General features: G+C 67.4%; 22 protein-coding genes. 15 read left to right on the forward strand and 7 right to left on the reverse strand.

The genetic code is table 11. The features are described from left to right. Positions 1 to 98 precede the first annotated feature (98 nt). The gene (gene epmB / locus B9Y64_RS10450) at positions 99 to 1,115 is read right to left on the reverse strand and encodes an EF-P beta-lysylation protein EpmB (protein ID WP_162292369.1); all 1,017 of its coding nucleotides are present in this window, start codon (positions 1,113 to 1,115) and stop codon (positions 99 to 101) included. Positions 1,116 to 1,235: 120 nt separating this feature from the next. Between epmB and efp the strand changes: the two genes are divergently transcribed. The 5 genes from efp to B9Y64_RS10475 all read left to right on the forward strand — a co-directional run bounded on the left by efp (position 1,236) and on the right by B9Y64_RS10475 (position 5,473). After that, positions 1,236 to 1,802: an elongation factor P gene (gene efp / locus B9Y64_RS10455; RefSeq protein ID WP_014037874.1), complete on the forward strand. Its 567-nt coding sequence runs from the start codon at positions 1,236 to 1,238 to the stop codon at positions 1,800 to 1,802. Between the two features lie 162 nt (positions 1,803 to 1,964). Next, positions 1,965 to 3,308 (forward strand): TRZ/ATZ family hydrolase, encoded by a 1,344-nt coding sequence (locus tag B9Y64_RS10460; protein ID WP_100440591.1) that lies wholly within the window; start codon positions 1,965 to 1,967, stop codon positions 3,306 to 3,308. A 25-nt stretch (positions 3,309 to 3,333) separates the two neighbouring features. Continuing rightward, the gene (ubiG, locus tag B9Y64_RS10465) at positions 3,334 to 4,050 is read left to right on the forward strand and encodes a bifunctional 2-polyprenyl-6-hydroxyphenol methylase/3-demethylubiquinol 3-O-methyltransferase UbiG (RefSeq protein ID WP_100440592.1); all 717 of its coding nucleotides are present in this window, start codon (positions 3,334 to 3,336) and stop codon (positions 4,048 to 4,050) included. Then, positions 4,047 to 4,742 carry a phosphoglycolate phosphatase gene (locus B9Y64_RS10470; protein ID WP_100440593.1) on the forward strand — a complete coding sequence of 232 codons (696 nt, stop codon included), beginning with the start codon at positions 4,047 to 4,049 and terminating at the stop codon, positions 4,740 to 4,742. The genes ubiG and B9Y64_RS10470 overlap by 4 nt, the downstream gene beginning before the upstream one ends. 11 nt (positions 4,743 to 4,753) lie before the next feature. Next, a complete protein-coding gene (locus tag B9Y64_RS10475; protein ID WP_100440594.1) occupies positions 4,754 to 5,473 on the forward strand; it encodes a squalene/phytoene synthase family protein in 720 nt (239 codons plus the stop codon). Between the two features lie 265 nt (positions 5,474 to 5,738). Here B9Y64_RS10475 and B9Y64_RS10480 read toward each other — a convergent pair whose 3' ends face one another. From B9Y64_RS10480 to yidD, 3 genes are read right to left on the reverse strand one after another with little or no spacing between them, the layout of a single operon-like run. After that, a complete protein-coding gene (locus tag B9Y64_RS10480; RefSeq protein WP_162292370.1) occupies positions 5,739 to 6,584 on the reverse strand; it encodes a M23 family metallopeptidase in 846 nt (281 codons plus the stop codon). Beyond that, positions 6,584 to 7,930 carry a dihydroorotase gene (locus B9Y64_RS10485; protein WP_100440596.1) on the reverse strand — a complete coding sequence of 449 codons (1,347 nt, stop codon included), beginning with the start codon at positions 7,928 to 7,930 and terminating at the stop codon, positions 6,584 to 6,586. The genes B9Y64_RS10480 and B9Y64_RS10485 overlap by 1 nt, the downstream gene beginning before the upstream one ends. A 1-nt stretch (position 7,931) precedes the next feature. Then, positions 7,932 to 8,186 (reverse strand): membrane protein insertion efficiency factor YidD, encoded by a 255-nt coding sequence (gene yidD / locus B9Y64_RS10490; RefSeq protein WP_100440597.1) that lies wholly within the window; start codon positions 8,184 to 8,186, stop codon positions 7,932 to 7,934. 271 nt (positions 8,187 to 8,457) lie between these two features. On the opposite strand from yidD, the gene dksA reads away from it, so the two are divergent. Beyond that, positions 8,458 to 9,684, forward strand: a complete 1,227-nt coding sequence (gene dksA, locus B9Y64_RS10495) for an RNA polymerase-binding protein DksA (RefSeq protein ID WP_100440598.1) — start codon at positions 8,458 to 8,460, stop codon at positions 9,682 to 9,684. Between the two features lie 210 nt (positions 9,685 to 9,894). Here dksA and B9Y64_RS10500 read toward each other — a convergent pair whose 3' ends face one another. From B9Y64_RS10500 to cysS, 3 genes are read right to left on the reverse strand one after another with little or no spacing between them, the layout of a single operon-like run. Beyond that, complete coding sequence (locus B9Y64_RS10500) at positions 9,895 to 11,142, reverse strand: MFS transporter (protein ID WP_100440599.1); 1,248 nt, start codon at positions 11,140 to 11,142, stop codon at positions 9,895 to 9,897. Next, positions 11,139 to 11,591, reverse strand: coding sequence for a SufE family protein (locus tag B9Y64_RS10505; RefSeq protein ID WP_100440600.1), 453 nt, complete (start codon positions 11,589 to 11,591; stop codon positions 11,139 to 11,141). Before B9Y64_RS10505 ends, B9Y64_RS10500 begins: the two co-directional genes overlap by 4 nt. Positions 11,592 to 11,645: 54 nt before the next feature. Next, complete coding sequence (gene cysS / locus B9Y64_RS10510; protein ID WP_100440601.1) at positions 11,646 to 13,022, reverse strand: cysteine--tRNA ligase; 1,377 nt, start codon at positions 13,020 to 13,022, stop codon at positions 11,646 to 11,648. Between the two features lie 187 nt (positions 13,023 to 13,209). Here cysS and B9Y64_RS10515 point away from each other — a divergent pair, with 187 nt between their 5' ends. From B9Y64_RS10515 to B9Y64_RS10555, 9 genes are all read left to right on the forward strand, one after another. Continuing rightward, positions 13,210 to 13,773, forward strand: coding sequence for a hypothetical protein (locus B9Y64_RS10515; protein ID WP_100440602.1), 564 nt, complete (start codon positions 13,210 to 13,212; stop codon positions 13,771 to 13,773). A gap of 319 nt (positions 13,774 to 14,092) precedes the next feature. Continuing rightward, the gene (locus tag B9Y64_RS10520; RefSeq protein WP_049412647.1) at positions 14,093 to 15,103 is read left to right on the forward strand and encodes an N-acetylornithine carbamoyltransferase; all 1,011 of its coding nucleotides are present in this window, start codon (positions 14,093 to 14,095) and stop codon (positions 15,101 to 15,103) included. Between the two features lie 71 nt (positions 15,104 to 15,174). Then, positions 15,175 to 16,371, forward strand: coding sequence for an argininosuccinate synthase (locus tag B9Y64_RS10525; protein ID WP_100440603.1), 1,197 nt, complete (start codon positions 15,175 to 15,177; stop codon positions 16,369 to 16,371). An 85-nt stretch (positions 16,372 to 16,456) separates the two neighbouring features. Then, the gene (locus B9Y64_RS10530; protein ID WP_100440604.1) at positions 16,457 to 17,545 is read left to right on the forward strand and encodes an acetylornithine deacetylase; all 1,089 of its coding nucleotides are present in this window, start codon (positions 16,457 to 16,459) and stop codon (positions 17,543 to 17,545) included. Positions 17,546 to 17,620: 75 nt separating this feature from the next. Beyond that, entirely contained in the window at positions 17,621 to 18,949 is a 1,329-nt protein-coding gene (locus B9Y64_RS10535; protein WP_100440605.1) for an acetylglutamate kinase, read from the forward strand. A 3-nt stretch (positions 18,950 to 18,952) separates the two neighbouring features. Further along, positions 18,953 to 19,555, forward strand: coding sequence for a GNAT family N-acetyltransferase (locus tag B9Y64_RS10540; RefSeq protein WP_100440606.1), 603 nt, complete (start codon positions 18,953 to 18,955; stop codon positions 19,553 to 19,555). After that, the gene (argC, locus tag B9Y64_RS10545) at positions 19,552 to 20,505 is read left to right on the forward strand and encodes an N-acetyl-gamma-glutamyl-phosphate reductase (RefSeq protein WP_100440607.1); all 954 of its coding nucleotides are present in this window, start codon (positions 19,552 to 19,554) and stop codon (positions 20,503 to 20,505) included. The genes B9Y64_RS10540 and argC overlap by 4 nt, the downstream gene beginning before the upstream one ends. Before the next feature lie 20 nt (positions 20,506 to 20,525). Further along, positions 20,526 to 21,821, forward strand: coding sequence for an argininosuccinate lyase (gene argH / locus B9Y64_RS10550; RefSeq protein ID WP_100440608.1), 1,296 nt, complete (start codon positions 20,526 to 20,528; stop codon positions 21,819 to 21,821). Continuing rightward, on the forward strand, positions 21,821 to 22,084 hold the full coding sequence (locus B9Y64_RS10555) for a YciI family protein (RefSeq protein ID WP_100440609.1): 264 nt from the start codon (positions 21,821 to 21,823) through the stop codon (positions 22,082 to 22,084). The genes argH and B9Y64_RS10555 overlap by 1 nt, the downstream gene beginning before the upstream one ends. Positions 22,085 to 22,090 lie beyond the last annotated feature (6 nt).

Genomic DNA, 22,090 nt, shown 5'->3' on the forward strand with positions numbered 1-22,090 from the left:
TAGATCCACGCCATGCGTGGATGGGCTTTCCTGGCCAAAGCATCCACGCATGGCGTGGATCTACTGCCGTTCTGGTGGGATCCGACCCCGGCGCCGCGTTACAGCGGGCGCTTGCTCGGGTCGCCGGGCAGTTCGCGTACCAGCTTGGGAACCAGATAGCCGGAAAGGCGCGCGGTCAGCCCGGCTATCAGCGCCTTGGCCTGGGCATCGTCCACCTCGAAGTGGGCTACGCCCTCGACCCGGTCCAGCTGGTGCAGGTAGTAGGGCAGCACGCCGGCGGCGAAGCTGCGCTCGCTCAGGTCCTGCAGGGCCTGCACGCTGTCGTTGACCCCACGCAGCAGTACGGCCTGGTTCAGCAGCTGGGCGCCGATGCCGCGCAGGCGGCCCATCGCCGTGTCCACGCTGGCGTCGAATTCATTGGCATGGTTGGCATGGACCACGATCGCCAGCGGCCAGGGCAGGCCGCCCAGCCAGGCCAGCAGCTCCTCGTCCACGCGCTCCGGTAGCACGATCGGCAGCCGGGTATGGATGCGCAGGCGGCGGATATGCGGGATCGCGCGCAGGGCGTCGGTCAGCTCGGCCAGCTTGTGCGTGGCCAGTGACAGCGGATCACCGCCGGACAGGATCACCTCGTCGATGTCCGGGTCGGCCGCGATGGCGGCCACGGCCTCCTGCCAGCCGCCCTTGGCGGCGTTTTCCGCGCCATAGTCGAAGTGGCGGCGGAAACAGTAGCGGCAGTTGATCGCGCAGCTGCCGGTGGCGACCAAGAGGGCGCGGCCTCGGTATTTCTGGATGACGCCGGTGGCCTTCTTGGCCGCGCCATCGCCCACCGCGTCAAAGCTGAATCCGGGTGCCGGCCGCATTTCCTCGTCGATCGGCAGCACCTGGCGCAGCAGCGGGTCGGTCGCATCGCCCTTGCGCATGCGGGCCACGAAGCCCTCGGGCACGCGCAGCGCGAACTGGGCCATGGCCGCCTCCGAGACGCCCAGCGCAGCCGGGTCCAGCTGCAGCCGCGCCAGCAGGGCGTGCGGGTCGCGCAGCGCCTGGCGCCAGAGCTGCTGCCAGCGCGCGGGCGCGCCTGGCGACTGGGGCCGGGGGAAGGCGGAAAGCTGCATGGAGAGGGGGCCTGCGGTTATCATGGGGGCAGAAAAACTGTCGCCCACCGGTCTCCGGTGGGCTTTCCATTCTAACGGCTCGCCGCACCCGCGGCGTTTCTGCCACTCAGGAGTTTACGCATGGCCAGCTACGGCATGAACGACGTCAAGAACGGGATGAAGATCCTGGTCAACAACCAACCGGCCGTCATCATCGACACCGAATACGTCAAGCCGGGCAAGGGCCAGGCCTTCACCCGCGTGAAGTACCGCCTGATCAAGGACGGCCGTACCCAGGAAGTCACCATGAAGTCGACCGACTCGCTGGATGCAGCCGACGTCGTCGATACCGACATGAACTTCATGTACAGCGACGGCGAGTACTGGCACTTCATGGACCCGGAGTCCTTCGAGCAGGTCCAGGCCACCAAGGCCGGCATGGGCGGCGCCGAGAAGTGGCTGAAGGGTGAAGAGTCCTGCGTGGTCACCCTGTGGAACGGTGAGCCGATCTTCGTGCAGCCGCCGAATTTCGTCGAACTGAAGATCACCGAAACCGATCCGGGCGTCCGCGGCGACACCTCGGGTGGCGGCGGCAAGCCGGCTACCCTGGAAACCGGCGCGGTGGTCCGCGTGCCGCTGTTCGTCAACCAGGAAGAAGTGATCCGCGTCGACACCCGTTCGGGTGAGTACTCCGCGCGCGTCAAATAATCCGGCGCAGCCGGATTACCTGTAGAGCCGAGCCCATGCTCGGCTTTGCTTCCGGCCCCGCTGGCGCCGGAACGAACAGCAGCCGAGCATCGCTCGGCGCTACATGGCCACGATCCACCCCGGTGGATCGTAGGCCCACCGCCCCCCAGCCAGTGAGCCCGCATGAGCGATAGCCCGCACCTCCCCGAAGCCTGCGACCTGCTCATCGAAGCCGGTTATGTCGTTCCGATCGAGCCGCATGCGGTGGTGCTGGAAGACCACGCCGTCGCCGTGCGTGGCAGTGAGATCGTGGCCATCCTGCCGCGTGCCGAGGCGCGCGCGCGGTTCCGTGCCGCGCAGGTGGTCAGCCGTCCCGAAGCCGCACTGATGCCGGGCCTGGTCAATGCGCACACGCACAACCCGATGACCCTGCTGCGCGGCGTCGCCGACGACCTGCCGCTGATGACCTGGCTGCAGCAGCACATCTGGCCGGTGGAAGCGGCGGTGATCGGCCCCGAGTTCGTTGCCGACGGCACCACGCTGGCCATCGCCGAGATGCTGCGCGGCGGCACCACCTGTGCCAACGAGAACTACTTCTTCGGCGACGTGCAGGCCGCGGTCTACAAGAAGCATGGTTTCCGCGCGCTGGTCGGCGCGGTGATCATCGACTTCCCCACCGCCTGGGCCAAGACCGACGACGAGTACTTCGCCAAGGCCGGTGAACTGCACGACCAGTGGCGCACCGATCCGCTGATCGGCACCGCGTTCGCGCCGCATGCGCCGTATACGGTGAACGATGCCAACTTCGAGCGGGTGCGGATGCTGTCCGACCAGCTCGACATGCAGGTGCACCTGCACACCCACGAGACCGCGCAGGAAATCAACGATTCGATCAGGCTGCACGGCCAGCGCCCGCTGGCGCGGCTGGATCGCCTCGGCCTGGTCAACGACCGCCTGATCGCGGTGCACATGACCCAGCTGACCGACGCGGAAATCCACCTGTGCGCCGAGCGTGGCGTCAGCGTGGTGCACTGCCCGGAATCGAACCTGAAGCTGGCCTCCGGATTCTGCCCGGCCTGCGCCCTGCAGCGCGCCGGCGTGAACCTGGCGATCGGCACCGACGGCTGTGCCAGCAACAACGACCTGGACATGTTCAGCGAGAACCGCACCGCGGCGATCCTGGCCAAGGCCGTGGCCGATGATGCCACCGCGCTGGATGCGGCCACCACGCTGCGCGCGTCCACGCTGGGCGGTGCGCGCGCGCTGGGCTTCGGTGACCGCATCGGTTCGATCGAAGCCGGCAAGCAGGCCGACCTGGTCTGCGTCGACCTGTCCGCGCTGGAAACGCAGCCGCTGCACAACGTGCTGTCGCAGCTGGTGTACGCCACCGGCCGCCAGCAGGTCAGCGACGTCTGGATTGCCGGCAAGCCGAAGCTGGTGCAGCGCGAGCTGGTCGGCATGGACCTGCCGGGCATCATCGCCAACGCGCGCCAGTGGCGCGAGCGCATCCGCCATATCCGCGCCTGATCCCTGGCGCCGCAAGGACACCCTCATGACTGCCCCCCACGCTTCCTCCAATTTCGATCAGGCCGAGCTGGACAAGTTCGCCGCTCTGGCCAACCGCTGGTGGGACGCTGATGGCCCGCAGAAGCCGCTGCATGCGCTCAATCCGGTGCGCCTGCAGTACGTCGCGGATCGCGTGCCGCTGCGCGGCGCACGCGTGCTCGACATCGGTTGCGGTGGCGGCCTGTTGAGCGAAGCGCTGGCGCAGGCCGGCGCCGACGTCACCGCCATCGACCTGGCCCCGGAACTGGTCAAGGTCGCGCGGCTGCATGCGCTGGAAAGCGGCGCCAAGGTCGACTACCGGGTCCAGGCCGCCGAGGATCTGGCCGCTGAGCAGCCGGGCAGTTTCGATGTGGTCACCTGCATGGAGATGCTCGAGCACGTGCCCGATCCCGGCGCAGTCATCGAAGCCTGCAAGCGCCTGCTGAAGCCGGGCGGTCACCTGTTCCTGTCGACCATCAACCGCACCGCTGCCGCCTTCGCGGTGGCGATTGTCGGTGCCGAGTACGTGGCGCGGCTGCTGCCCAAGGGCACCCACCACTACCAGGAATTCATCAAGCCGGCCGAGCTGGCACGCTGGCTGCGCGAGGCCGACCTGCAGCTGGCGGATGTCAGCGGCATGGCCTACGAGCCGTGGCGCAACCATGCCCGCCTGAGCAGCCGCACCGACATCAACTATCTGGCTTACGCGGTCAAGCCGGCATGACCTCCGCCCGCTTCCCGCGCGCGGTGTTGTTCGACCTGGATGGCACCTTGCTGGACAGCGCGCCGGACTTCGTCGCCACCTGCAACGCGATGCTGGCCGAACGTGGCCGTGCGCCGGTCGATCCGGCGCAGCTGCGGCCGGTGGTCTCGAAGGGCTCGCGTGCCATGGTGGGGGCCGCCTTCCCGGACCTGGATACCACCGCGCGCGATGCGCTGATCCCGGAATTCCTGCAGCGCTATGAAGCGTTGATCGGCCAGCACGCCGTTCTGTTCGATGGCGTGGCCGGCATGCTTGCCGCGCTGGATGACGCCGGTACGGTGTGGGGCATCGTCACCAACAAGCCCGAGTACCTGGCGCGCTTGATCCTGCCGCAGTACGGCTGGCAGCAGCGCTGCGCGGTGCTGGTCGGCGGTGACAGCCTGGCCGAGCGCAAGCCGCACCCGCTGCCGCTGCTGCACGCCGCGCAGGCGATCGGTATCGCCGCCGAAGACTGCGTGTACGTCGGCGATGACGAGCGCGACATCGTCGCTGCGCGTGCGGCAGCCATGCCGTCGGTGGCGGCGCTGTGGGGCTACCGCCTGCACAGCGACGACCCGCTGGCCTGGCAGGCCGACGTGCTGGTCGAGAACGCCGAACTTCTGCAACTGGCCAGTCTCTGGCCGACCCGGCCGGCAGCCCCGGCCCAGCCGTAAGGAATGACGTAGTGAGCAGTACCGCGCTGGACAGTTTCCTCGACAAGTGGCGCAGCCGTTGGCCGGAATGGTCGGTGGCCGCCCCGTTCGTGGCCGAATCGCAACGCGAGCTTGCAGTGGCGTGGTTCGCGCTGCTGCAGGAGTTCGACGACATGCTCAACACCGGCGGTGATCCGCTGCCGGCCGACGCCAAGCTGGCGTGGTGGGGCGAGGAACTGCGCAGCTGGGCCGCGCATCGTTCGCGCCATCCGCTGGGCCGCCTGCTGGAACCGGTGCGTGCGCCGTGGGCACAGCTGGCCGAAGCGCTGCCGGATCTGGTTGAGGCGCGTACCGTCGCGCTGGATGCGGCCGGTGCCGAGCGTGCGCTGGCGAACTACGCCGAGGCCGTAGCCGCAGTGGAGGCGGCCTTGTTCGCTGGAAAGCCGGGTAATGGCACACCGCGCAGCGGCGCCGGTCGCGCAGTGCAGCTGCAGACCCTGGCCCAGCGCCTGCAGGATGCCGGCGTGGCAGGTGTACCGCGCAGCCTGCTGGACGGTGATGCCAGCACCGCCGCGCAGCGCTGGGCACAGCATCTGTTGAAGGGGTGGGGCACCCGCGTGCCCGGCCCGCGCCCGCGCCGCGTGTGGTCCAGCCTGGCGCGTGCCCGTGTCGTCGCGCAGGCCGCAGGCAAGCCGATTGAAGCCACTCCCGTGCGCACTCTGTTGCGCGTGTGGTGGGCTGCGCGCGGCTGATCCGCTGGCCGCATCGCGTGATGAGCCGAGCATGGGCTCGGCTCTACAGATTCCCTGCCTGCTGTAGAGCCGAGCCCACGCTCGGCTGCCTTTCTGCGCTACTTGCGCTCCAGCACCAGCAACGGGTCGATGCGGGGTTGCGCGTGTGGTGGGCTGCGCGCGGCTGATCCGCTGGCCGCATCGCGTGATGAGCCGAGCATGGGCTCGGCTCTGCAGATTCCCTGCCTGCTGTAGAGCCGAGCCCACGCTCGGCTGCCTTTCTGCGCTACTTGCGCTCCAGCACCAGCAACGGGTCGATGCGGGTATCGAACCAGTTCATGCCCCAGTGCAGGTGCGGGCCGGTGGCACGGCCGGTGGCGCCGACCGCGGCGATCACCTGGCCCTGTTCCACGCGATCACCGACCTTTACGTCGATGCGCGACAGGTGCAGGAAGTTGGAACTGACCCCGAAACCGTGGTCGAGCAGCAGCGTGCCACCGGTCAGATACAGGTCCGGGCCGGCGAAGGTGACGATGCCGGCGGCAGGCGCCTTCACGGGCGTGCCGGTCGGTACCGCGATGTCCATGCCGGAATGACCGGCGCCGGGCTGGCCGTTGTACACGCGTGCGTTGCCGAAGCGGCCGCTGATGCGGCCCTGCACCGGCCAGATGAAGGTCTGGGTGAAGTCGGTACGGTCGTCATCGCGGGCGCGTGCGGCGGTCACCTGTGCCTGCTCGCGCTTGATCCGCTCGGCAATCGCCGGCGGCGGATTGACCGTCTTCGGCGGCACGCCATTGACCCGCTCGGTGGGCCAGTCACGCGGCGTCACCGCAATGGTTTCCGTCTCGCTGCCACCATCGGGGCGTTGCACCTGTACGCGCAGCGGGCCCTTCTCGTCGCGGCCAATGCCGAACACCACGCTGCCATAGCCGCTCACCCGCAGCTGGCGGCCGGCGTACTGCACGCGGCTGCCGGCAGGAACCTTGCCGATCACCAGTGCGCCCTGCGACGCACTGGCCGGGAACACCACGCGGCTGTCGATCAGGCTGCCGATGCCATCCTGCGCCTGCGCCGGGGATGCGGAAAACAGGGGCGCGGCCAGCAGCGCCCCGATCAGGAGAACGGAGCGCATCAGCGGTCGTAGGTCATGCGCTGGCCGGCGGGCTCGCCCACCAGCTTGCTGCCGTCCCACACCAGCTGGCCATTGACCCAGGTGGAGGCAATGCGCGAACGGAACGTGGTGCCCTCGAACGGCGACCAGCCGCACTTGGACAGCACGTCCTCGCGCTTGACCGTGAACGGCACATCCTCAACCAGTACCAGGTCGGCAAAGTACCCTTCACGCAGGAAGCCACGCTCCTCGACGTCGAACAGCTGTGCCGGCGCATGGGCGAACTTCTCCACCACCTGCTCGCGGGTCAGCTTGCCTTCGTGCACGCGCTCCAGCGCGGCCACCAGCGCGTACTGCACCAGCGGCAGGCCCGACGGCGCCTGCGCGTAGGGCTTCTGCTTCTCTTCCCAGGTATGCGGCGCATGGTCGGTGGCCAGCACGTCCAGCACGTCGTCGGCCAGCGCAGCGGTGATCGCCTCGCGGTCGGACACTTCCTTGATGGCCGGGTTGCACTTGATCAGGTTGCCCTTGGTCGCATAGTCCGGCCGCGCGAAGTGCAGGAAGTGCACGCAGGTTTCAGCGGTGATCTGCTTGCGGCTGCCGTCGGCGCGGATCAGCGGGCCCTTCTCGAACAGCGCCAGCTCGTCGGCGGTGGAGATGTGCAGCACGTGCAGGCGCGTGCCGTGCTTGCGCGCCAGCGACATCGCCAGGCGGGTCGACTTGATGCAGGCTTCGCGCGAGCGGATGTCCGGGTGCATGTCCGGGGTCAGCGCGTCGCCGTACTTCTCCTGGAAGGCCTTCAGGTTGGCATCGATCATCGGCGTGTCTTCGCAGTGCGTGATGATCGGGGTCGGGCATTCGCGGAAGATCGCATCCAGCGTTTCCGGGTTGTCGACCAGCATGTTGCCGGTCGAAGCACCCATGAACACCTTCACGCCCGGGGCCTTCTTCGGGTCCAGGGCGCGGATCGCGTCCAGGTTGTCATTGCTGGCGCCGTGGTAGAAGCCGTAGTTGGCCCAGGCACGGCCGCGGGCGAGCTCGTACTTGGCTTCCAGGATGGTCGAATCCAGCGTCGGCGGGTTGGTGTTGGGCATGTCCATGAAGCTGGTCAGGCCACCGGCCACGGCCGCGGCCGATTCGCTGGCGATATCGCCCTTGTGGGTCAGGCCCGGTTCGCGGAAGTGCACCTGGTCATCGATCATGCCGGGCAGCAGCCAGCGCCCGGCCGCGTCCACCACCTGCTCGCCGTCGCGCGGCGCCAGCCCACTGCCGATCTGCGCGATGCGGCCGTTCTCGATGCGCAGGTCGCCGTCGAAGGTGCGGCCTTCGTTGACCATGCGGGCGTTGGTGATGAGGGTGGAGGACATGTCAGTGTTTTCCTGTGCAACGGCAAGAGGGGGCGTCGGGGGACTCGGGCACGGGGTCGAAGCCGCCGGGATGGAACGGGTGGCAGCGGCCCAGCCTGCGCGCAGCCAGCCAGCTGCCGCGCAGCGGGCCGTGTCGCGAGATGGCATCCATCGCGTATTCAGAACAGCTCGGCACGAAACGGCAGCGTGGCCCCAGCAAGGGGCTGATGAAGCGCTTGTAGAAGCGCAGCAGGGCGATGAGCAGGCGCGAGATCACCCAGTCATCTTATGCCAGTTGGCATGAAGGCCGCATTTGTGCAGGATGGGCCGTTGGTCGCATGTCGCCGATGGCCTGCGACCGGTACCAGCACCTTCGGGTGCTGGCCAGGTTCCGTACCGCGCAAGGCGGTCCGTGTTCGTCGGACTGCCCCCAGGGCGCCTTGACTCCAGGACTGAATGGAGCAGGGTGCCGAGGTTGCTGCTGCGGGTCGGGTAGGCTATAAAGGCCCGCTTTCCCGGGCCCCGGGGAATCCAAGGAAGAGCGTTTCGTGGCTGCTAAAAAAACTGCAAAGAAGGCCGCAACGGCCGCCAAGAAAACCGCCAAGCCTGTTGTGAAGAAGTTGGCGGCAAAGCCCGTTGCCAAGAAGCCGGCCAGCAAGCCGGCGACCAAGGCAGCGTCCTCGCAACCGGCGGCCAGGAAGGCCACCGCAAAGAAAGCGCCGGTCAAGGCAACCAAGCCGGTGGCGAAGAAGGCCGCTGCGCCCGCCAAGGCCAAGCCAGCCGCTGCCAGCAAGAAGGCGCCGGTGAAGAAGGCCGTCAGCAAGGCTGCGCCGGTAAAAAAGGCCGCCGCCACGCCGGTGGTCAAGAAGGCAGCAGCCAAGCCGGCGCCGAAGGCGGTGGTGAAGAAGGCCGCTGCCAAGCCGGTCGCCAAGCCCGCGGCAAAGAAGGTCGCTGCGGCCAAGCCGGTCGCCACGCCTGCTGCTGTAAAGAAGGTCGCCAAGAATGTCGCCGCGCCGGCCGTAAAGCCGACCCCGGCCCCAGTAGTGAAGTCCGCACCGAAGCCTGCCGCCAAGCCGGCTCCGGCCAAGCCTGTCCCGGCCAAGACCGTGGCAGTGGCAGCAGCCCAACCGGCCTCCAAGCCGGCCCCGGCCGCCGCTCCTGCTGCTTCGAAGGCCCCGCAATCCAAGAATCCCGTGCCCGTTTCGAAATCGCCTGCCAAAACCGCCGTGAAATCCGATTCCGCCCCGAAGACCGTGTCGCGCCCTGTCGGCAAGGTTGCCGTGGCCGTCGCCGCCCGCTCGGCGGCACCGGCCCCGCGCAGCAAGTACAAGGTGGTCGAGTACAAGACCGACGAGGCCACTGGCCGCCCGATCCTGCCGGCTGGCTACAAGCCGTCCTCGGAAGAGGAATACATGAGCCCGCTGCAGCAGGAATATTTCCGTCAGCGCCTGCAGAACTGGCGTGCGGATCTGGTGGAAGAGTCCAAGCAGACCATCGAGAACCTGCGCGAGGAAGTGCGTGACATCGGCGACGAAGCCGAGCGCGCGACCCGCGAGACCGAGAACTCGCTGGAACTGCGTACCCGCGACCGCTACCGCAAGCTGATCGGCAAGATCGACAGCACCCTGAAGCGCCTGGAAGCCGGCGACTACGGTTACTGCGTCGATACCGGCGAAGAAATCGGCCTGGAGCGCCTGGAAGCGCGTCTGACCGCCGAGCGCACCATCGACGCCCAGGAGCGTTGGGAGCACCTGCAGAAGCAGCAGGGCGACTGATTCCCGGTCGTTGCGTGGTCATGCAGAAAACCCGGCCTCGGCCGGGTTTTTTGTCAGCAGAAGCAGCCGAGCATGGGCTCGGCTCTACAACGTGCCGGTGCGCGGCGGGAAAGCCGGCCTTCGCGGGCGGTCGCTGTAGAGCCGAGCCCACGCTCGGCTCAGGCCGCGGCCGGAGCAGAAGCAGCCGAGCATGGGCTCGGCTCTACAGGTTCATTGCAGGTCGCGAAGATTCAACTTCCGCAGCGTCGGGTTCTTCCAGGCGGTGATCCCGGCCACGCTCAGCACCGCGAACCCACCCAGCACCACGGCGGGAACCAGGCCGAGCAGCTTCGCCATCGTGCCGGCATAGAACGCGCCCAGTTCATTGGACGAACTGATGAAGATGCCGTTGATCGACGACACGCGGCCGCGCATCTCTTCCGGCGTGGCCAGCTGCAGGATGGTCGAGCGGACCACCACCGAGACGCCATCGAAAGCCCCATAGAACAGCAGGATCAGCGCCGACAGCCAGAAGTGCTGCGACAGCCCGAAGCTGATCACGCACAGGCCGAAGCCGGCCACCGCGAACAGCAGCACGCGGCCGGCATTGCGGTGCAGCGGATGGCGGGCCAGCCACAGGCCCACGCACACCGAGCCCAGCGCCGGCATTGCGCGCAGGATGCCCAGGCCTTCCGGGCCGTGGTGCAGGATCTCGTGCAGGAACGCCGGCAGCATCGCCACCACGCCGCCCAGCAGCACCGAGAACATGTCCAGCGCCATCGCGCCGACCATGATCCGGTTGCCGACCACGAAGCGCGCGCCCTCAGCGATGCTCTTGAAGATCGGGGCGGCCGGGCCGGCATGCACCGGCTCTTCCACCTTCAGAGTGGCCAGGCAGGCCATCGCCACCAGCGCGAAGACGGTGGCCACCGCGTAGGACAGGCCCTTGCCGCCGAAGCCGACCAGCACGCCCCCCAGCGCCGGGCCGGCGATCATGCCGGCCTGGAACACCACGGCGCCAAGACCGGCGCCACGGGCGAACTGATCGCGGGCCAGTACCCGCGCGAACAATGCGTTGTAGATTGGCGACAGGAAGGCACGGACCATGCCGGTCAGTGCGATGGCCGCATAGATCGGCCACACGCCGTCAATCGGCAGCCAGCCCATGGCCACGCTGGTCAATACCAGTGCGGTGGCGATCAGCCCGCAACAGGCGACCATGCCCAGCCGACGGCGTGGCAGGTGATCCACCAGGTAACCGGCGAACGGGGCCACGCAGAAGAACGGCACGACCTCGGCCAGGCCGATCAGGCCCAGCGAGAACGGATTGCGGGTGACTTCGTAGATATGCCAGCCGACGGTGACCGCGACCACCTGGTAGGACAGCATCGCGAAGATGCGGTAGGCCAGCAGCCTGGCGAAACCGGGGCGGGACAGCAGGCCCAGTGCGCTGTCTTCGGCTGTGGCAGGTTCGCTCACGACGGGTCGCGCTGCAGCTGCGCCTGCGCGGTTTCGCGGATGAAGGCCAGCATCGCCGCCACACCATTGCTGCGGGTCGGCGAGAGGTGGCGGGCCAGGCCGATGTCCTGGATGTAGCTCGGTTCGGTGGCCAGGATCTCCTGCGCCGAGCGCCCAGAGTACACGCGCAGCGCCAGGAAGATCAGGCCGGAGACAATCGCCGAATCGCTGATGGCATGGAAGCGCAGCGCCTGCGCGTTGCCTTCGGGCACGATCCAGACCATCGACTGGCAGCCGAGCAGGCGATGCTCTTCGGTCTTCCATTCTTCCGGGAAGGCCGGCAGCTTGCGGCCGAGGTCGATCAGGTACTGGTAGCGCTCGGACCAGTCGCCGAAGAAGCCGAATTCCTCGGCGATGGCGGCCTGGGCCTCGGCGGCGGTGGGTTCAAGCGGGAACGGGGAGTCGGTCACAACAGTCTCTACGGTGGGGGCGTGGCCGGCATGCCGGCCACGGGGCAGGGCAGGTCAGCCGCGCTTGCGCGACCAGCGCACGCCCTGCGGGGTGTCTTCCAGCACGATGCCTTCGGCGGCCAGCTGGTCGCGGATGGCGTCGGAACGGGCGAAGTCGCGCGCCTTCTTGGCAGCGGCACGCGCGTCGATCAGGCCCTGGATGCGGGCATCGTCGCCGCCATCGCTGGCCGCGGTACCGAACCACTGTGCCGGGTCGGCCTGCAGCAGGCCCAGCGCCAGGCCGGCGCCGAGCAGCTCACCCTTCAGGCGCGCCTGCTCGGCCGGGTCGGTGGCACGACGCGCGTCGGCGGCGATGCGCGCCACTTCGGCCAGCGCCTGCGGGGTGTTGAGATCGTCGTCCAAGGTCGCCTCGACCGTGGCCGGAATCACTGCGCTGGCCTCGACCGATGCCAGCTCGCGCAGGGTGCCGTACAGGCGGTCCAGGGTGCGCACCGATTGCTCGATCAAGCCATCGGACCAGTCCAGCGGCTGCCGGTAGTGGGCCGACAGCAGGGCCAGGCGCAACGCTTCCGGCGGATGCTGGCGCACCAGGTCGTGCACGCGCTCGATGTTGCCCAGCGACTTGCTCATCTTGGCGCCGCCGAAGTTGAGCATGCCGTTGTGCAGCCAGAACCGGGCGAAGATCCTGCCGCCGTGAGCGCATTCGCTCTGCGCGATCTCGTTCTCGTGGTGCGGGAACTGCAGGTCGACGCCGCCGGCGTGGATGTCGATGGTCTCGCCCAGGTGGGCGGCGGCCATCGCCGAGCACTCGATATGCCAGCCCGGACGGCCCCGGCCCCACGGCGATTCCCAGCCGGGCAGGTCGTCGCTGGACGGCTTCCACAGCACGAAATCGCCCGGGTCGCGCTTGTACGGAGCCACGTCGACGCGGGCGCCGGCCAGCATTTCGTCGGGGTCGCGGCGCGACAGCTTGCCATAGCCGTCGAAGCTGGCCACGGCGAACAGCACATGGCCCTCGGCGGCATAGGCATGCCCGTTGGCGATCAGCTGCTCGATCATGGTGATGATCTGCGGCATGTGCGCGGTTACTTCCGGCTCGATGTCCGGCGGCACCACACCCAGTGCGGCCATGTCTTCACGGTAGGCGGCGGCGAAGCGGTCGGTGATGGTGCTGATCGGCACCCCCTGCTCGCGCGCGGCGGTGTTGATCTTGTCGTCCACGTCGGTGATGTTGCGGGCGTAGCGCAGTGCGCCGAAACGGCGCCGCAGCAGGTCGGCCAGCACCCCGAACACCACCGGGCCACGGGCGTTGCCGATGTGCACGTAGTTGTAGACCGTCGGGCCGCACACATACAGGGTCGGACAGGCCGGGTCGAGCGGGGTGAACGGTTCGAGCTGGCGAGTCAGGTTGTTGTGCAGGCGCAGGGTCATGGGGCTGTGGCTGGGGGACAAGCCTGTGATTTTAGAACGTGTCGGCCCCCTTTGGGGGCACTGGCTGCCACCGGTGGACGCCGGTTCTCCGGCAGTGGGGTGGGCAGGAGCGGCGTGGACGGGTAATGTTCAGCCCCTTGCGCTCGTCACTGCCTACACTATCGCCGTGTCCTTGCTCCCGTCGCCAATGAAATCCACCGCGTTGCTGACCCTGGCCTGCCTGTCGGCGCTGCCCGCCGTGGTGCTGGCCCAGGAGGCCGAGCCCCGCAACCGGGTGGTGATCGTGGAGAACGTGAAGTTCGACTACGCCCAGGTGCTGAACGTCGAGCCGGTGTTCCAGACCCTTCGCGCGACCCGTACCGAAGAACACTGCGAGCCGGTGTCGACGCGGACCCTGGCCCCGGTCAACGTGACCGGCGAGGAGCCGGTCGAGGACAAGGGCCGGATCAGCCGCTTCTGGGACTCGGTGCGCTCGATGTTCAAGCGCAGCGACGACGAGGCCGTCGAGGAGGTCGGAGCCGAAACGCCGGCCCCGGCGCCGGCCAACAATGGCCCGATGCTGACCCGCGACTGCCGCATCGTGCCGGTGGGGCGTGAATTCCGCCGGCCCATCGCCTACGACGTGGATTACGTCTACAAGGGCACCAAGTACCGCTCGCGGCTGCCGGAAGACCCCGGCAACCGGCTCAAGATCCGGGTATCGATCACCCCCTGGGTCGGCCCCGAGCAGGGCACTGCCAGCAATCCCTGATTCTGCGACCCCGGCCTCTTGCGCCGGCCCCGGACGCATGCAAAGATATTCGGCCATGAAGCTCACCGACTTCCAGCACGACAGCAGCGCAGCCCGACAGGCGTCTGGCATGACCTCGCGTGCGCGTCGACCGGAACCCCACATTCTCGCTGGGTAACCGGAGCTTTTTGCTGTTCGTCCGAAAAAAACCCAGCCCACCGGCTGGGTTTTTTCGTTTCCGCGTTCTGAAAGCTGCAACTGCAACCTTTTCGCTCCACCTTTGGTTCCTGTTTTTCCCTTCCACTGCGTCGAACCCGGCGCCGCCTCGCAAGGAAAGATGATGTCCCCCAAGCACTTCCTGAACACCCAGGACTGGAGCCGCAGCGATCTCGACGCGCTGCTGACCCAGGCTGCGCTGTTCAAGCGCAACAAGCTCGGCGACCAGCTCAAGGGCAAGTCGATCGCGCTGGTGTTCTTCAACCCGTCCATGCGCACCCGCACCAGCTTCGAGCTGGGTGCCTTCCAGCTCGGCGCCCACGCGGTGGTGCTGCAGCCAGGCAAGGATGCGTGGCCGATCGAGTTCAACCTCGGCACGGTGATGGACGGAGACACCGAAGAGCACATCGCTGAAGTGGCCAAGGTGCTGGGCCGTTACTGCGACATCATCGCCGTGCGCGCGTTCCCCAAGTTCATCGACTGGGCCTATGACCGCCAGGACATCGTCCTCAACAGCTTCGCCAGGTACTCGCCGGTGCCGGTCATCAACATGGAGACCATCACCCACCCGTGCCAGGAGCTGGCCCACATCATGGCCCTGCAGGAGCACTTCGGTACCCAGGACCTGCGTGGCAAGAAGTACGTGCTGACCTGGACCTACCACCCCAAGCCGCTGAACACCGCGGTGGCCAATTCGGCGCTGACCATCGCCACCCGCATGGGCATGGACGTGACCCTGCTGTGCCCGACCGCCGACTACATCCTCGACGACCGCTACATGGGCTGGGCCGAGCAGAACGTGGCCGAGAGCGGCGGCTCGCTGAAGATCAGCCATGACATCGACAGCGCCTACGCCGGTGCCGACGTGGTCTACGCCAAGAGCTGGGGCGCGCTGCCGTTCTTCGGCAACTGGGAACCGGAAAAGCCGATCCGCGACCAGTTCAAGCACTTCATCGTCGACGAACGGAAGATGGCGCTGACCAACAACGGTGTGTTCAGCCACTGCCTGCCGCTGCGCCGCAACGTGAAGGCCACCGATGCAGTGATGGATTCGCCGCAGTGCATCGCCATCAACGAAGCCGAGAACCGACTGCATGTGCAGAAGGCGATCATGGCCGCCGTTGCCGGGCGCTGATTCTCGTTAGACGTTCAAGCATTCCAGACAATCCGCCGGGCATGGCCCGGCGCTACCAGGACATACCCCCCATGAGCAACAAAGACGTCGTCCTCGCCTTCTCCGGCGGCCTCGATACCAGTTTCTGCGTGCCGTACCTGCAGGAGCGTGGCTACAACGTGCACACCGTGTTCGCCGATACCGGCGGCGTGGATGATGAAGAGCGTGATTTCATCGAGAAGCGCGCTGCCGAGCTGGGCGTGGCCAGCCATGTCACGGTCAATGGTGGCCCGGCCATCTGGGAAGGCTTCGTCAAGCCGTTCGTGTGGGCCGGTGAAGGTTACCAGGGCCAGTACCCGCTGCTGGTCTCGGACCGCTACCTGATCGTCGATGCCGCGTTGAAGCGTGCTGCCGAGCTGGGCACCAACATCATCGCCCACGGCTGCACCGGCATGGGCAACGACCAGGTCCGTTTCGACCTGGCCGTGAAGGCACTGGGCGACTACCAGATCATCGCGCCGATCCGCGAGATCCAGAAGGAACACACCCAGACCCGCGCCTACGAGCAGAAGTACCTGGAAGAGCGTGGCTTTGGCGTGCGCGCCAAGCAGCAGGCCTACACCATCAACGAGAACCTGCTGGGCCTGACCATGTCCGGTGGCGAGATCGACCGTTGGGAAGCCCCGGGCGAGGGCGCGCGTGGCTGGTGCGCACCGCGCAGCGAGTGGCCGGAACAGGCCCTGAGCGTGACCCTGAAGTTCGTTGAGGGCGAAGCCGTCGAACTGGACGGCAAGGCGCTGCCGGGCGACCAGATCCTGGCCCAGCTCAACAAGCTGTTCGCCCCGTATGGCGTTGGCCGCGGCGTCTACACCGGCGACACCGTGATCGGCCTGAAGGGCCGCATCGTATTCGAGGCCCCGGGCCTGGTCTCGCTGCTGGCCGCACACCGCGCGCTGGAAGATGCCGTGCTGACCAAGCAGCAGAACCGTTTCAAGCCGGACGTGGCACGCAAGTGGGTGGAGCTGGTGTACGAAGGTTTCTACCACGATCCGCTGAAGACCGACATCGAGGCTTTCCTGAAGTCCTCGCAGGCCAAGGTCAACGGCGAGGTGGTGCTGGAAACCCGTGGTGGCCGCGTCGATGCAGTGGCGGTGAAGTCGCCGCACCTGCTCAACACCAAGGGCGCCACCTACGCGCAGTCGGCCGACTGGGGCGTGGAAGAGGCTGAAGGCTTCATCAAGCTGTTCGGCATGAGCTCCACGCTGTACGCGCAGGTCAACCGCGGTTGACGTGACGGTAGTGCCGGCCGCTGGCCGGCATTCACCACCGACATCGTTGCCGGCCAGCGGCCGGCACTACCAGGATTGTTGATTCATGCTTGAACAGACGCTCGATCACCTGCAGGCCCTGGTGTCCTTCGACACCCGCAACCCACCGCGTGCGATCACCACCGGTGGCATCTTCGATTACCTGCGCGCGAACCTGCCGGGCTTCAACGTCGAGGTGATCGACCATGGCGCGGGCGCGGTAAGCCTGTACGCCGTGCGCGGTACGCCGAAGTACCTGTTCAACGTGCACCTGGATACCGTGCCGGACTCACCGCACTGGAGTGCCGACCCGCACGTGATGCGCCGCCTGGACGACCGTGTGGTCGGCTTGGGCGTATGTGACATCAAGGGCGCCGCTGCCGCACTGGTGGCGGCGGCCAATGCCAGCAATGGTGATGCCGCCTTCCTGTTCTCCAGCGACGAGGAAGCCAACGACCCACGCTGCATCGCCGCGTTCCTGGCCCGCGGTATCCCGTATGAAGCGGTGCTGGTGGCCGAGCCGACCATGAGCGAAGCGGTGCTCGCGCACCGTGGCATCAGCTCGGTGCTGATGCAGTTCGCCGGCCGCGCCGGGCACGCCTCGGGCAAGCAGGATGCAGCTGCCAGTGCGCTGCACCAGGCCATGCGCTGGGGCAACCGCGCGCTGGATCATGTGGAGTCGCTGGCCTCGGCGCGTTTCGGTGGGCTGACCGGCCTGCGCTTCAACATCGGCCGCGTCGAAGGTGGGATCAAGGCCAACATGATCGCACCGGCGGCCGAACTGCGCTTCGGTTTCCGGCCGCTGCCGTCGATGGATATCGATGCGCTGCTGGCGACCTTTGCCGGCTTCGCCGAACCGGAAGCCGCCGTGTTCACTGAGACGTTCCGTGGTCCCAGCCTGCCGGCCGGTGACATCGCCGAAGCCGAGAACCGCCGCCTGCTGGCACGCGACGTGGCCGATGCGCTGGATCTGCCGATCGGCAACGCGGTGGATTTCTGGACCGAGGCTTCCCTGTTCTCTGCCGCTGGCTATACCACGCTGGTGTTCGGTCCGGGCGATATCGCCCAGGCTCACACTGCCGATGAGTTCGTGACGCTGGAGCAGCTGCAGCGCTACACCGACGCCGTGCACCGCATCATCGCTGCCGGCGCCTGATCGACCCCACAACGCCGCCCGGCCCTGGCCGGGTGGAACTGCAACGCGGCGACCGCCGCCTGTGACGAAACCGAAATGTCTCCTGCCCTCCAGCCCCACCGCCAGACCCGCCAGACCATCGTGCGCCTGCTTTCCAGCATGGCCAGCGCGAAGGAGATCAGCCAGTACCTCAAGCGCTTCTCGCAGCTGGACGCCAAGCGCTTCGCCGTGGTCAAGGTCGGCGGCGCGGTGCTGCGCGACGACCTCGACGCGCTGACCTCGTCGCTGTCGTTCCTGCAGGAAGTCGGGCTGACCCCGATCGTGCTGCACGGCGCCGGCCCGCAGCTGGATGCCGAACTGTCGGCCGCCGGTATCGAGAAGCAGACCGTGAACGGCCTGCGCGTGACCTCGCCGGAAGCGCTGGCGATCGTGCGCCGGGTGTTCCAGCAGTCCAACCTGCGCCTGGTCGAGGCGCTGCAGCAGAACGGTGCACGCGCCACCTCGATCACCGGCGGCGTGTTCGAGGCCGAGTACCTGGACGTGGACACCTACGGCCTGGTCGGTGAGGTGAGGAAGGTCAATCTGGCACCGATCGAGGCCAGCCTGCGCGCCGGCTCGATCCCGGTCATCACCAGCCTGGGCGAAACCGCTGGCGGCCAGATCCTCAACGTCAACGCCGACTTCGCCGCCAACGAGCTGGTGCAGGAGCTGCAGCCGTACAAGATCATCTTCCTGACCGGCACCGGCGGCCTGCTGGACGAGCAGGGCAACGTGATCGACTCGATCAACCTGTCCACCGAATACGACCACCTGATCGCGCAGCCGTGGATCCACGGCGGCATGAAGGTGAAGATTGAACAGATCAAGGATCTGCTTGATCGCCTGCCGCTGGAGTCGTCGGTGTCGATCACGCGCCCGGCCGACCTGGCCAAGGAGCTGTTCACCCACAAGGGTTCGGGCACGCTGGTGCGCAAGGGCGAGAAAGTGCTGCGCGCCACCGCCTGGAGCGAGCTGGACCTGCCGCGCCTGAAGGGCCTGATCGAATCCAGCTTCGGCCGCACCCTGGTGCCGGAGTACTTCGAGAAGACCCGGCTGCTGCGTGCCTATGTCAGCGAGAACTACCGCACCGCGGTGATCCTCACCGACGAGGCCGAGGGCGTGTACCTGGACAAGTTCGCCGTGCTCGACGACGCGCAGGGCGAAGGCCTGGGCCGTGCGGTGTGGAACGTGATGCTGGAGGAAACCCCGCAGCTGTTCTGGCGTTCACGCCATGGCAACCCGATCAACCACTTCTACTACGCCGAATCCGATGGCTGCTACAAGCAGGACCATTGGAAGGTGTTCTGGTTCGGTGCCGATGGCATCGACCGGATCAAGACCTATGTCGACCATTGCGCGCGGCGCGCACCGAGCCTGCAGGGCTGAGCGATGAGCAACCCGGACGCCTGGACCACCGTTCCCACCCTGCGCGGCCAGCACGTGACGCTGCAGCCACTGCAGCACGAGCACGTGCCGGGCCTGCGCGATGCGCTCGAAGGCAGCGGCCTGGACCAGCTCTGGTACACCCAGGTGCCGTCGCCGCAGCAGGTCGAGCATTATGTGCAGGCCGCGCTGCAGGCGCAGGCCGAAGGCAAGGGGTTGCCGTTCGTGATCCGCGATGCGGCGGGCGCCATCATCGGCAGCACGCGCTTCTACGGCCTGGAGGCGGACGTGCCCAAGCTCAGCCTCGGCTACACCTGGTACACGCCGCGCGTGCAGCGCACCGGTGCCAACACCGAAGCCAAGCTGTTGCTGCTGCAGCATGCGTTCGAGGCCCTGGGGTGCATCAGCGTGGTGCTGGAAACCAGCTGGTTCAACTTCACCTCGCGCACCGCCATCGCCCGCCTCGGCGCAAAGCAGGATGGCGTGCTGCGCAACCACAAGCGGCACGCCGACGGCACGCCGCGCGACACCGTCATCTTCTCCATCATCGATGCGGAATGGCAGGGCGTGAAGCGCCACCTGCAGTACCGCCTGGACAGTCACGCATGAACGATTCGACCTTTACCCTTGGCATCGTCGGTGCCCGCGGCCATACCGGTGCCGAGCTGATCAAGCTGGTGGCCGCCCACCCGCGGCTGGAACTGGCCTTCGTCTCTTCGCGCGAGCGTGCCGGACAGCGCCTGTCCGACCACCATCCGGAATTCCAGGGTGACCTGCAGTACGAGAACCTGGACGCCGACGCGGTGGCCGCCAAGGGGGTGGACGCGGTGATCCTGGCCCTGCCCAATGGGTTGGCCGCGCCGTTCGTGGCTGCGCTGGAAGCGGCGAAGCCGGACACCGTCATCGTCGATCTTTCGGCCGACTACCGTTTCGACAACAGCTGGTACTACGGCCTGCCGGAGCTGACCCGCGGCCGTTACAACGGCCAGAAGCACATCAGCAACCCGGGCTGCTATGCCACGGCGATGCAGCTGGCGGTGCATCCGCTGCTGGACCTGCTGGCCGGCCCGCCGCAGTGCTTCGGTGTGTCCGGTTACTCCGGTGCCGGTACCACCCCGTCGGACAAGAACAACGTCGAACTGCTGGCCGACAACCTGATGCCGTATGCGCTGACCAACCATGTGCACGAGCGCGAGGTGTCGGTGCAGCTGGGCGTGGCTGTCGAGTTCATGCCGCATGTCGCGCCGCATTTCCGTGGCATCACCCTCACCGCCAACCTGTGGCTGAACCGCGTGCAGACCCGCGAACAGATCGTCGAGCGCTTCCAGCAGGCCTATGCCGGCGAACCACTGATCGAGGTGGTGGACGAAGCACCGTGGGTCAGCCGCATCGCCGGCCGCCATGGTGCCCAGGTCGGTGGCTTCACGCTGGCCCCGGGCGGCAAACGGGTCGTGGTGGTAGCGACCCTGGACAACCTGCTCAAGGGCGCGGCCACCCAGGCCATGCAGAACCTCAACCTCGCGCTGGGCATCGACGAATTGACGTCGATCCCGCACTGAACCCGTTTTCCGGAGCCCCCATGGCAGACCTTCTTTGGCAGAAGCCCGGCGTCGCCGTCGACGCACAGATCCAGACCTTCCTCGCCGGCGACGATGTGATCCTCGACCGCGAGTTCTTCCTGCACGACATCGCCGCAAGCGCCGCGCACGCACAGGGACTGCAGCACATCGGCATCCTCAGCGCCGACGAGCTGGCCGGCCTGCTGCGTGAACTGGACATCCTGGCGCAGGACTTCCGCGAAGGCCGCTTCGTGCTGGACACGCAGTACGAAGATGGCCACTCGGCGATCGAAGCGCGGCTGACCGAACGCCTCGGTGATGCCGGCCGCAAGATCCACACCGGCCGCAGCCGCAACGACCAGATCCTGGTGGCCACCCGCCTGTGGCTGAAGGAGAAGCTGCAGCGCGTCGCCCAGCTCAGCGCCGAAGTGGCCAAGGTCGCGCTGGACCGAGCACAGGCCGAGAAGGACCTGCCGATTCCCGGCTACACCCACATCCAGCGCGCCGTGGTGTCCTCGGCCGGCATGTGGTGGGCCGGCTGGGCCGAGGCCTTCATCGACAACGCCGTCCGCGCCCGCGACACCCATGCGCTGGTCGACGCCAATCCGCTCGGCACCGCCGCCGGCTACGGCGTGAACCTGCCGCTGGACCGCGAGCACACCACGGCGGCGCTCGGTTTCGCGCGCCTGCAGATCTCGCCGATCTACGCACAGCTGTCGCGCGGCAAGTTCGAGCTGGCCGCGCTGGAGGCGCTCGGTGGCGCCACGCTGGACCTGCGCCGCATTGCGTGGGACCTGTCGCTGTTCACCAGTGCCGAGTTCGGCTTCGTCGCGCTGCCGGCGCAGTACACCACTGGCAGTTCGATCATGCCCAACAAGCGCAACCCGGACGTGATCGAATTGATGCGCGCCACCCACGCCAGCGTCGCCGCTGCACGCACCGAGATCGAGCAGCTGCTGTCGCTGCCGTCGGGCTATCACCGCGATCTGCAGTCGTCCAAGGGTGCCATCTTCCACGGCTTCGGCCGTGGCCTGGCCGCGCTGGAGCTGCTGCCGGCGCTGCTGGCCAACCTGGAATGGCGTGACGACAAGCTGCGCGCAGCGATCGACTCGGGCATGTATGCCACCGATGTGGCCGTCGAAGCTGCCGTGGCCGGCGTGCCGTTCCGCGAGGCCTACAAGGCGGCTGCGGCGGGTGCCGACAGTGCAGGGCAGGGACGCACGCCGGAAGGCAGCCTGGCCGCGCGCGTGTCGCCGGGCTCGGCCGCCGACCTGCGCCTGGATGAACTGCGCGCACGCTGGCAGGCACTGTCCTGATGGCCGCCACCGTATACCTGGTGCTGGCGATGCGCCGCCCCGGCTTCACTGCCGCAGCGGTGCAACCGCACCGCGATTTCCTTGATGCCCTGCAGGCGCAGGGCAAGCTGCAGCTGACCGGCGGTTTCGCCGATGGCAGTGGTGGCGCCTACGTGCTGTGCAATGTTGAGAGCCTGGCGCAGGCGCAGGCCATTGTCGCCACCGATCCGCTGGTGACGATGCAGGCCTCCGACCTGACCGTGCACGAATGGAACACCCGCTGAGAGCCT

Source organism: Stenotrophomonas maltophilia (genome assembly GCF_002799245.1).
GTDB lineage: Bacteria > Pseudomonadota > Gammaproteobacteria > Xanthomonadales > Xanthomonadaceae > Stenotrophomonas > Stenotrophomonas maltophilia_S.

What these genes read in the sequence shown, in the direction of transcription:
- cysS (WP_100440601.1), bottom strand. Translation starts at nt 13,022, where the DNA reads ATGACCCTGCGCCTGCACAACAACCTGACTCGCCAGCTCGAACCGTTC.
- B9Y64_RS10485 (WP_100440596.1), bottom strand. Translation starts at nt 7,930, where the DNA reads ATGTCCTCCACCCTCATCACCAACGCCCGCATGGTCAACGAAGGCCGC.
- B9Y64_RS10535 (WP_100440605.1), top strand. Translation starts at nt 17,621, where the DNA reads ATGTCTCCTGCCCTCCAGCCCCACCGCCAGACCCGCCAGACCATCGTG.
- B9Y64_RS10460 (WP_100440591.1), top strand. Translation starts at nt 1,965, where the DNA reads ATGAGCGATAGCCCGCACCTCCCCGAAGCCTGCGACCTGCTCATCGAA.
- B9Y64_RS10470 (WP_100440593.1), top strand. Translation starts at nt 4,047, where the DNA reads ATGACCTCCGCCCGCTTCCCGCGCGCGGTGTTGTTCGACCTGGATGGC.
- B9Y64_RS10480 (WP_162292370.1), bottom strand. Translation starts at nt 6,584, where the DNA reads ATGCGCTCCGTTCTCCTGATCGGGGCGCTGCTGGCCGCGCCCCTGTTT.
- epmB (WP_162292369.1), bottom strand. Translation starts at nt 1,115, where the DNA reads ATGCAGCTTTCCGCCTTCCCCCGGCCCCAGTCGCCAGGCGCGCCCGCG.
- B9Y64_RS10540 (WP_100440606.1), top strand. Translation starts at nt 18,953, where the DNA reads ATGAGCAACCCGGACGCCTGGACCACCGTTCCCACCCTGCGCGGCCAG.
- B9Y64_RS10555 (WP_100440609.1), top strand. Translation starts at nt 21,821, where the DNA reads ATGGCCGCCACCGTATACCTGGTGCTGGCGATGCGCCGCCCCGGCTTC.
- B9Y64_RS10525 (WP_100440603.1), top strand. Translation starts at nt 15,175, where the DNA reads ATGAGCAACAAAGACGTCGTCCTCGCCTTCTCCGGCGGCCTCGATACC.
- ubiG (WP_100440592.1), top strand. Translation starts at nt 3,334, where the DNA reads ATGACTGCCCCCCACGCTTCCTCCAATTTCGATCAGGCCGAGCTGGAC.
- B9Y64_RS10520 (WP_049412647.1), top strand. Translation starts at nt 14,093, where the DNA reads ATGTCCCCCAAGCACTTCCTGAACACCCAGGACTGGAGCCGCAGCGAT.
- B9Y64_RS10530 (WP_100440604.1), top strand. Translation starts at nt 16,457, where the DNA reads ATGCTTGAACAGACGCTCGATCACCTGCAGGCCCTGGTGTCCTTCGAC.
- B9Y64_RS10515 (WP_100440602.1), top strand. Translation starts at nt 13,210, where the DNA reads ATGAAATCCACCGCGTTGCTGACCCTGGCCTGCCTGTCGGCGCTGCCC.
- efp (WP_014037874.1), top strand. Translation starts at nt 1,236, where the DNA reads ATGGCCAGCTACGGCATGAACGACGTCAAGAACGGGATGAAGATCCTG.
- argH (WP_100440608.1), top strand. Translation starts at nt 20,526, where the DNA reads ATGGCAGACCTTCTTTGGCAGAAGCCCGGCGTCGCCGTCGACGCACAG.
- argC (WP_100440607.1), top strand. Translation starts at nt 19,552, where the DNA reads ATGAACGATTCGACCTTTACCCTTGGCATCGTCGGTGCCCGCGGCCAT.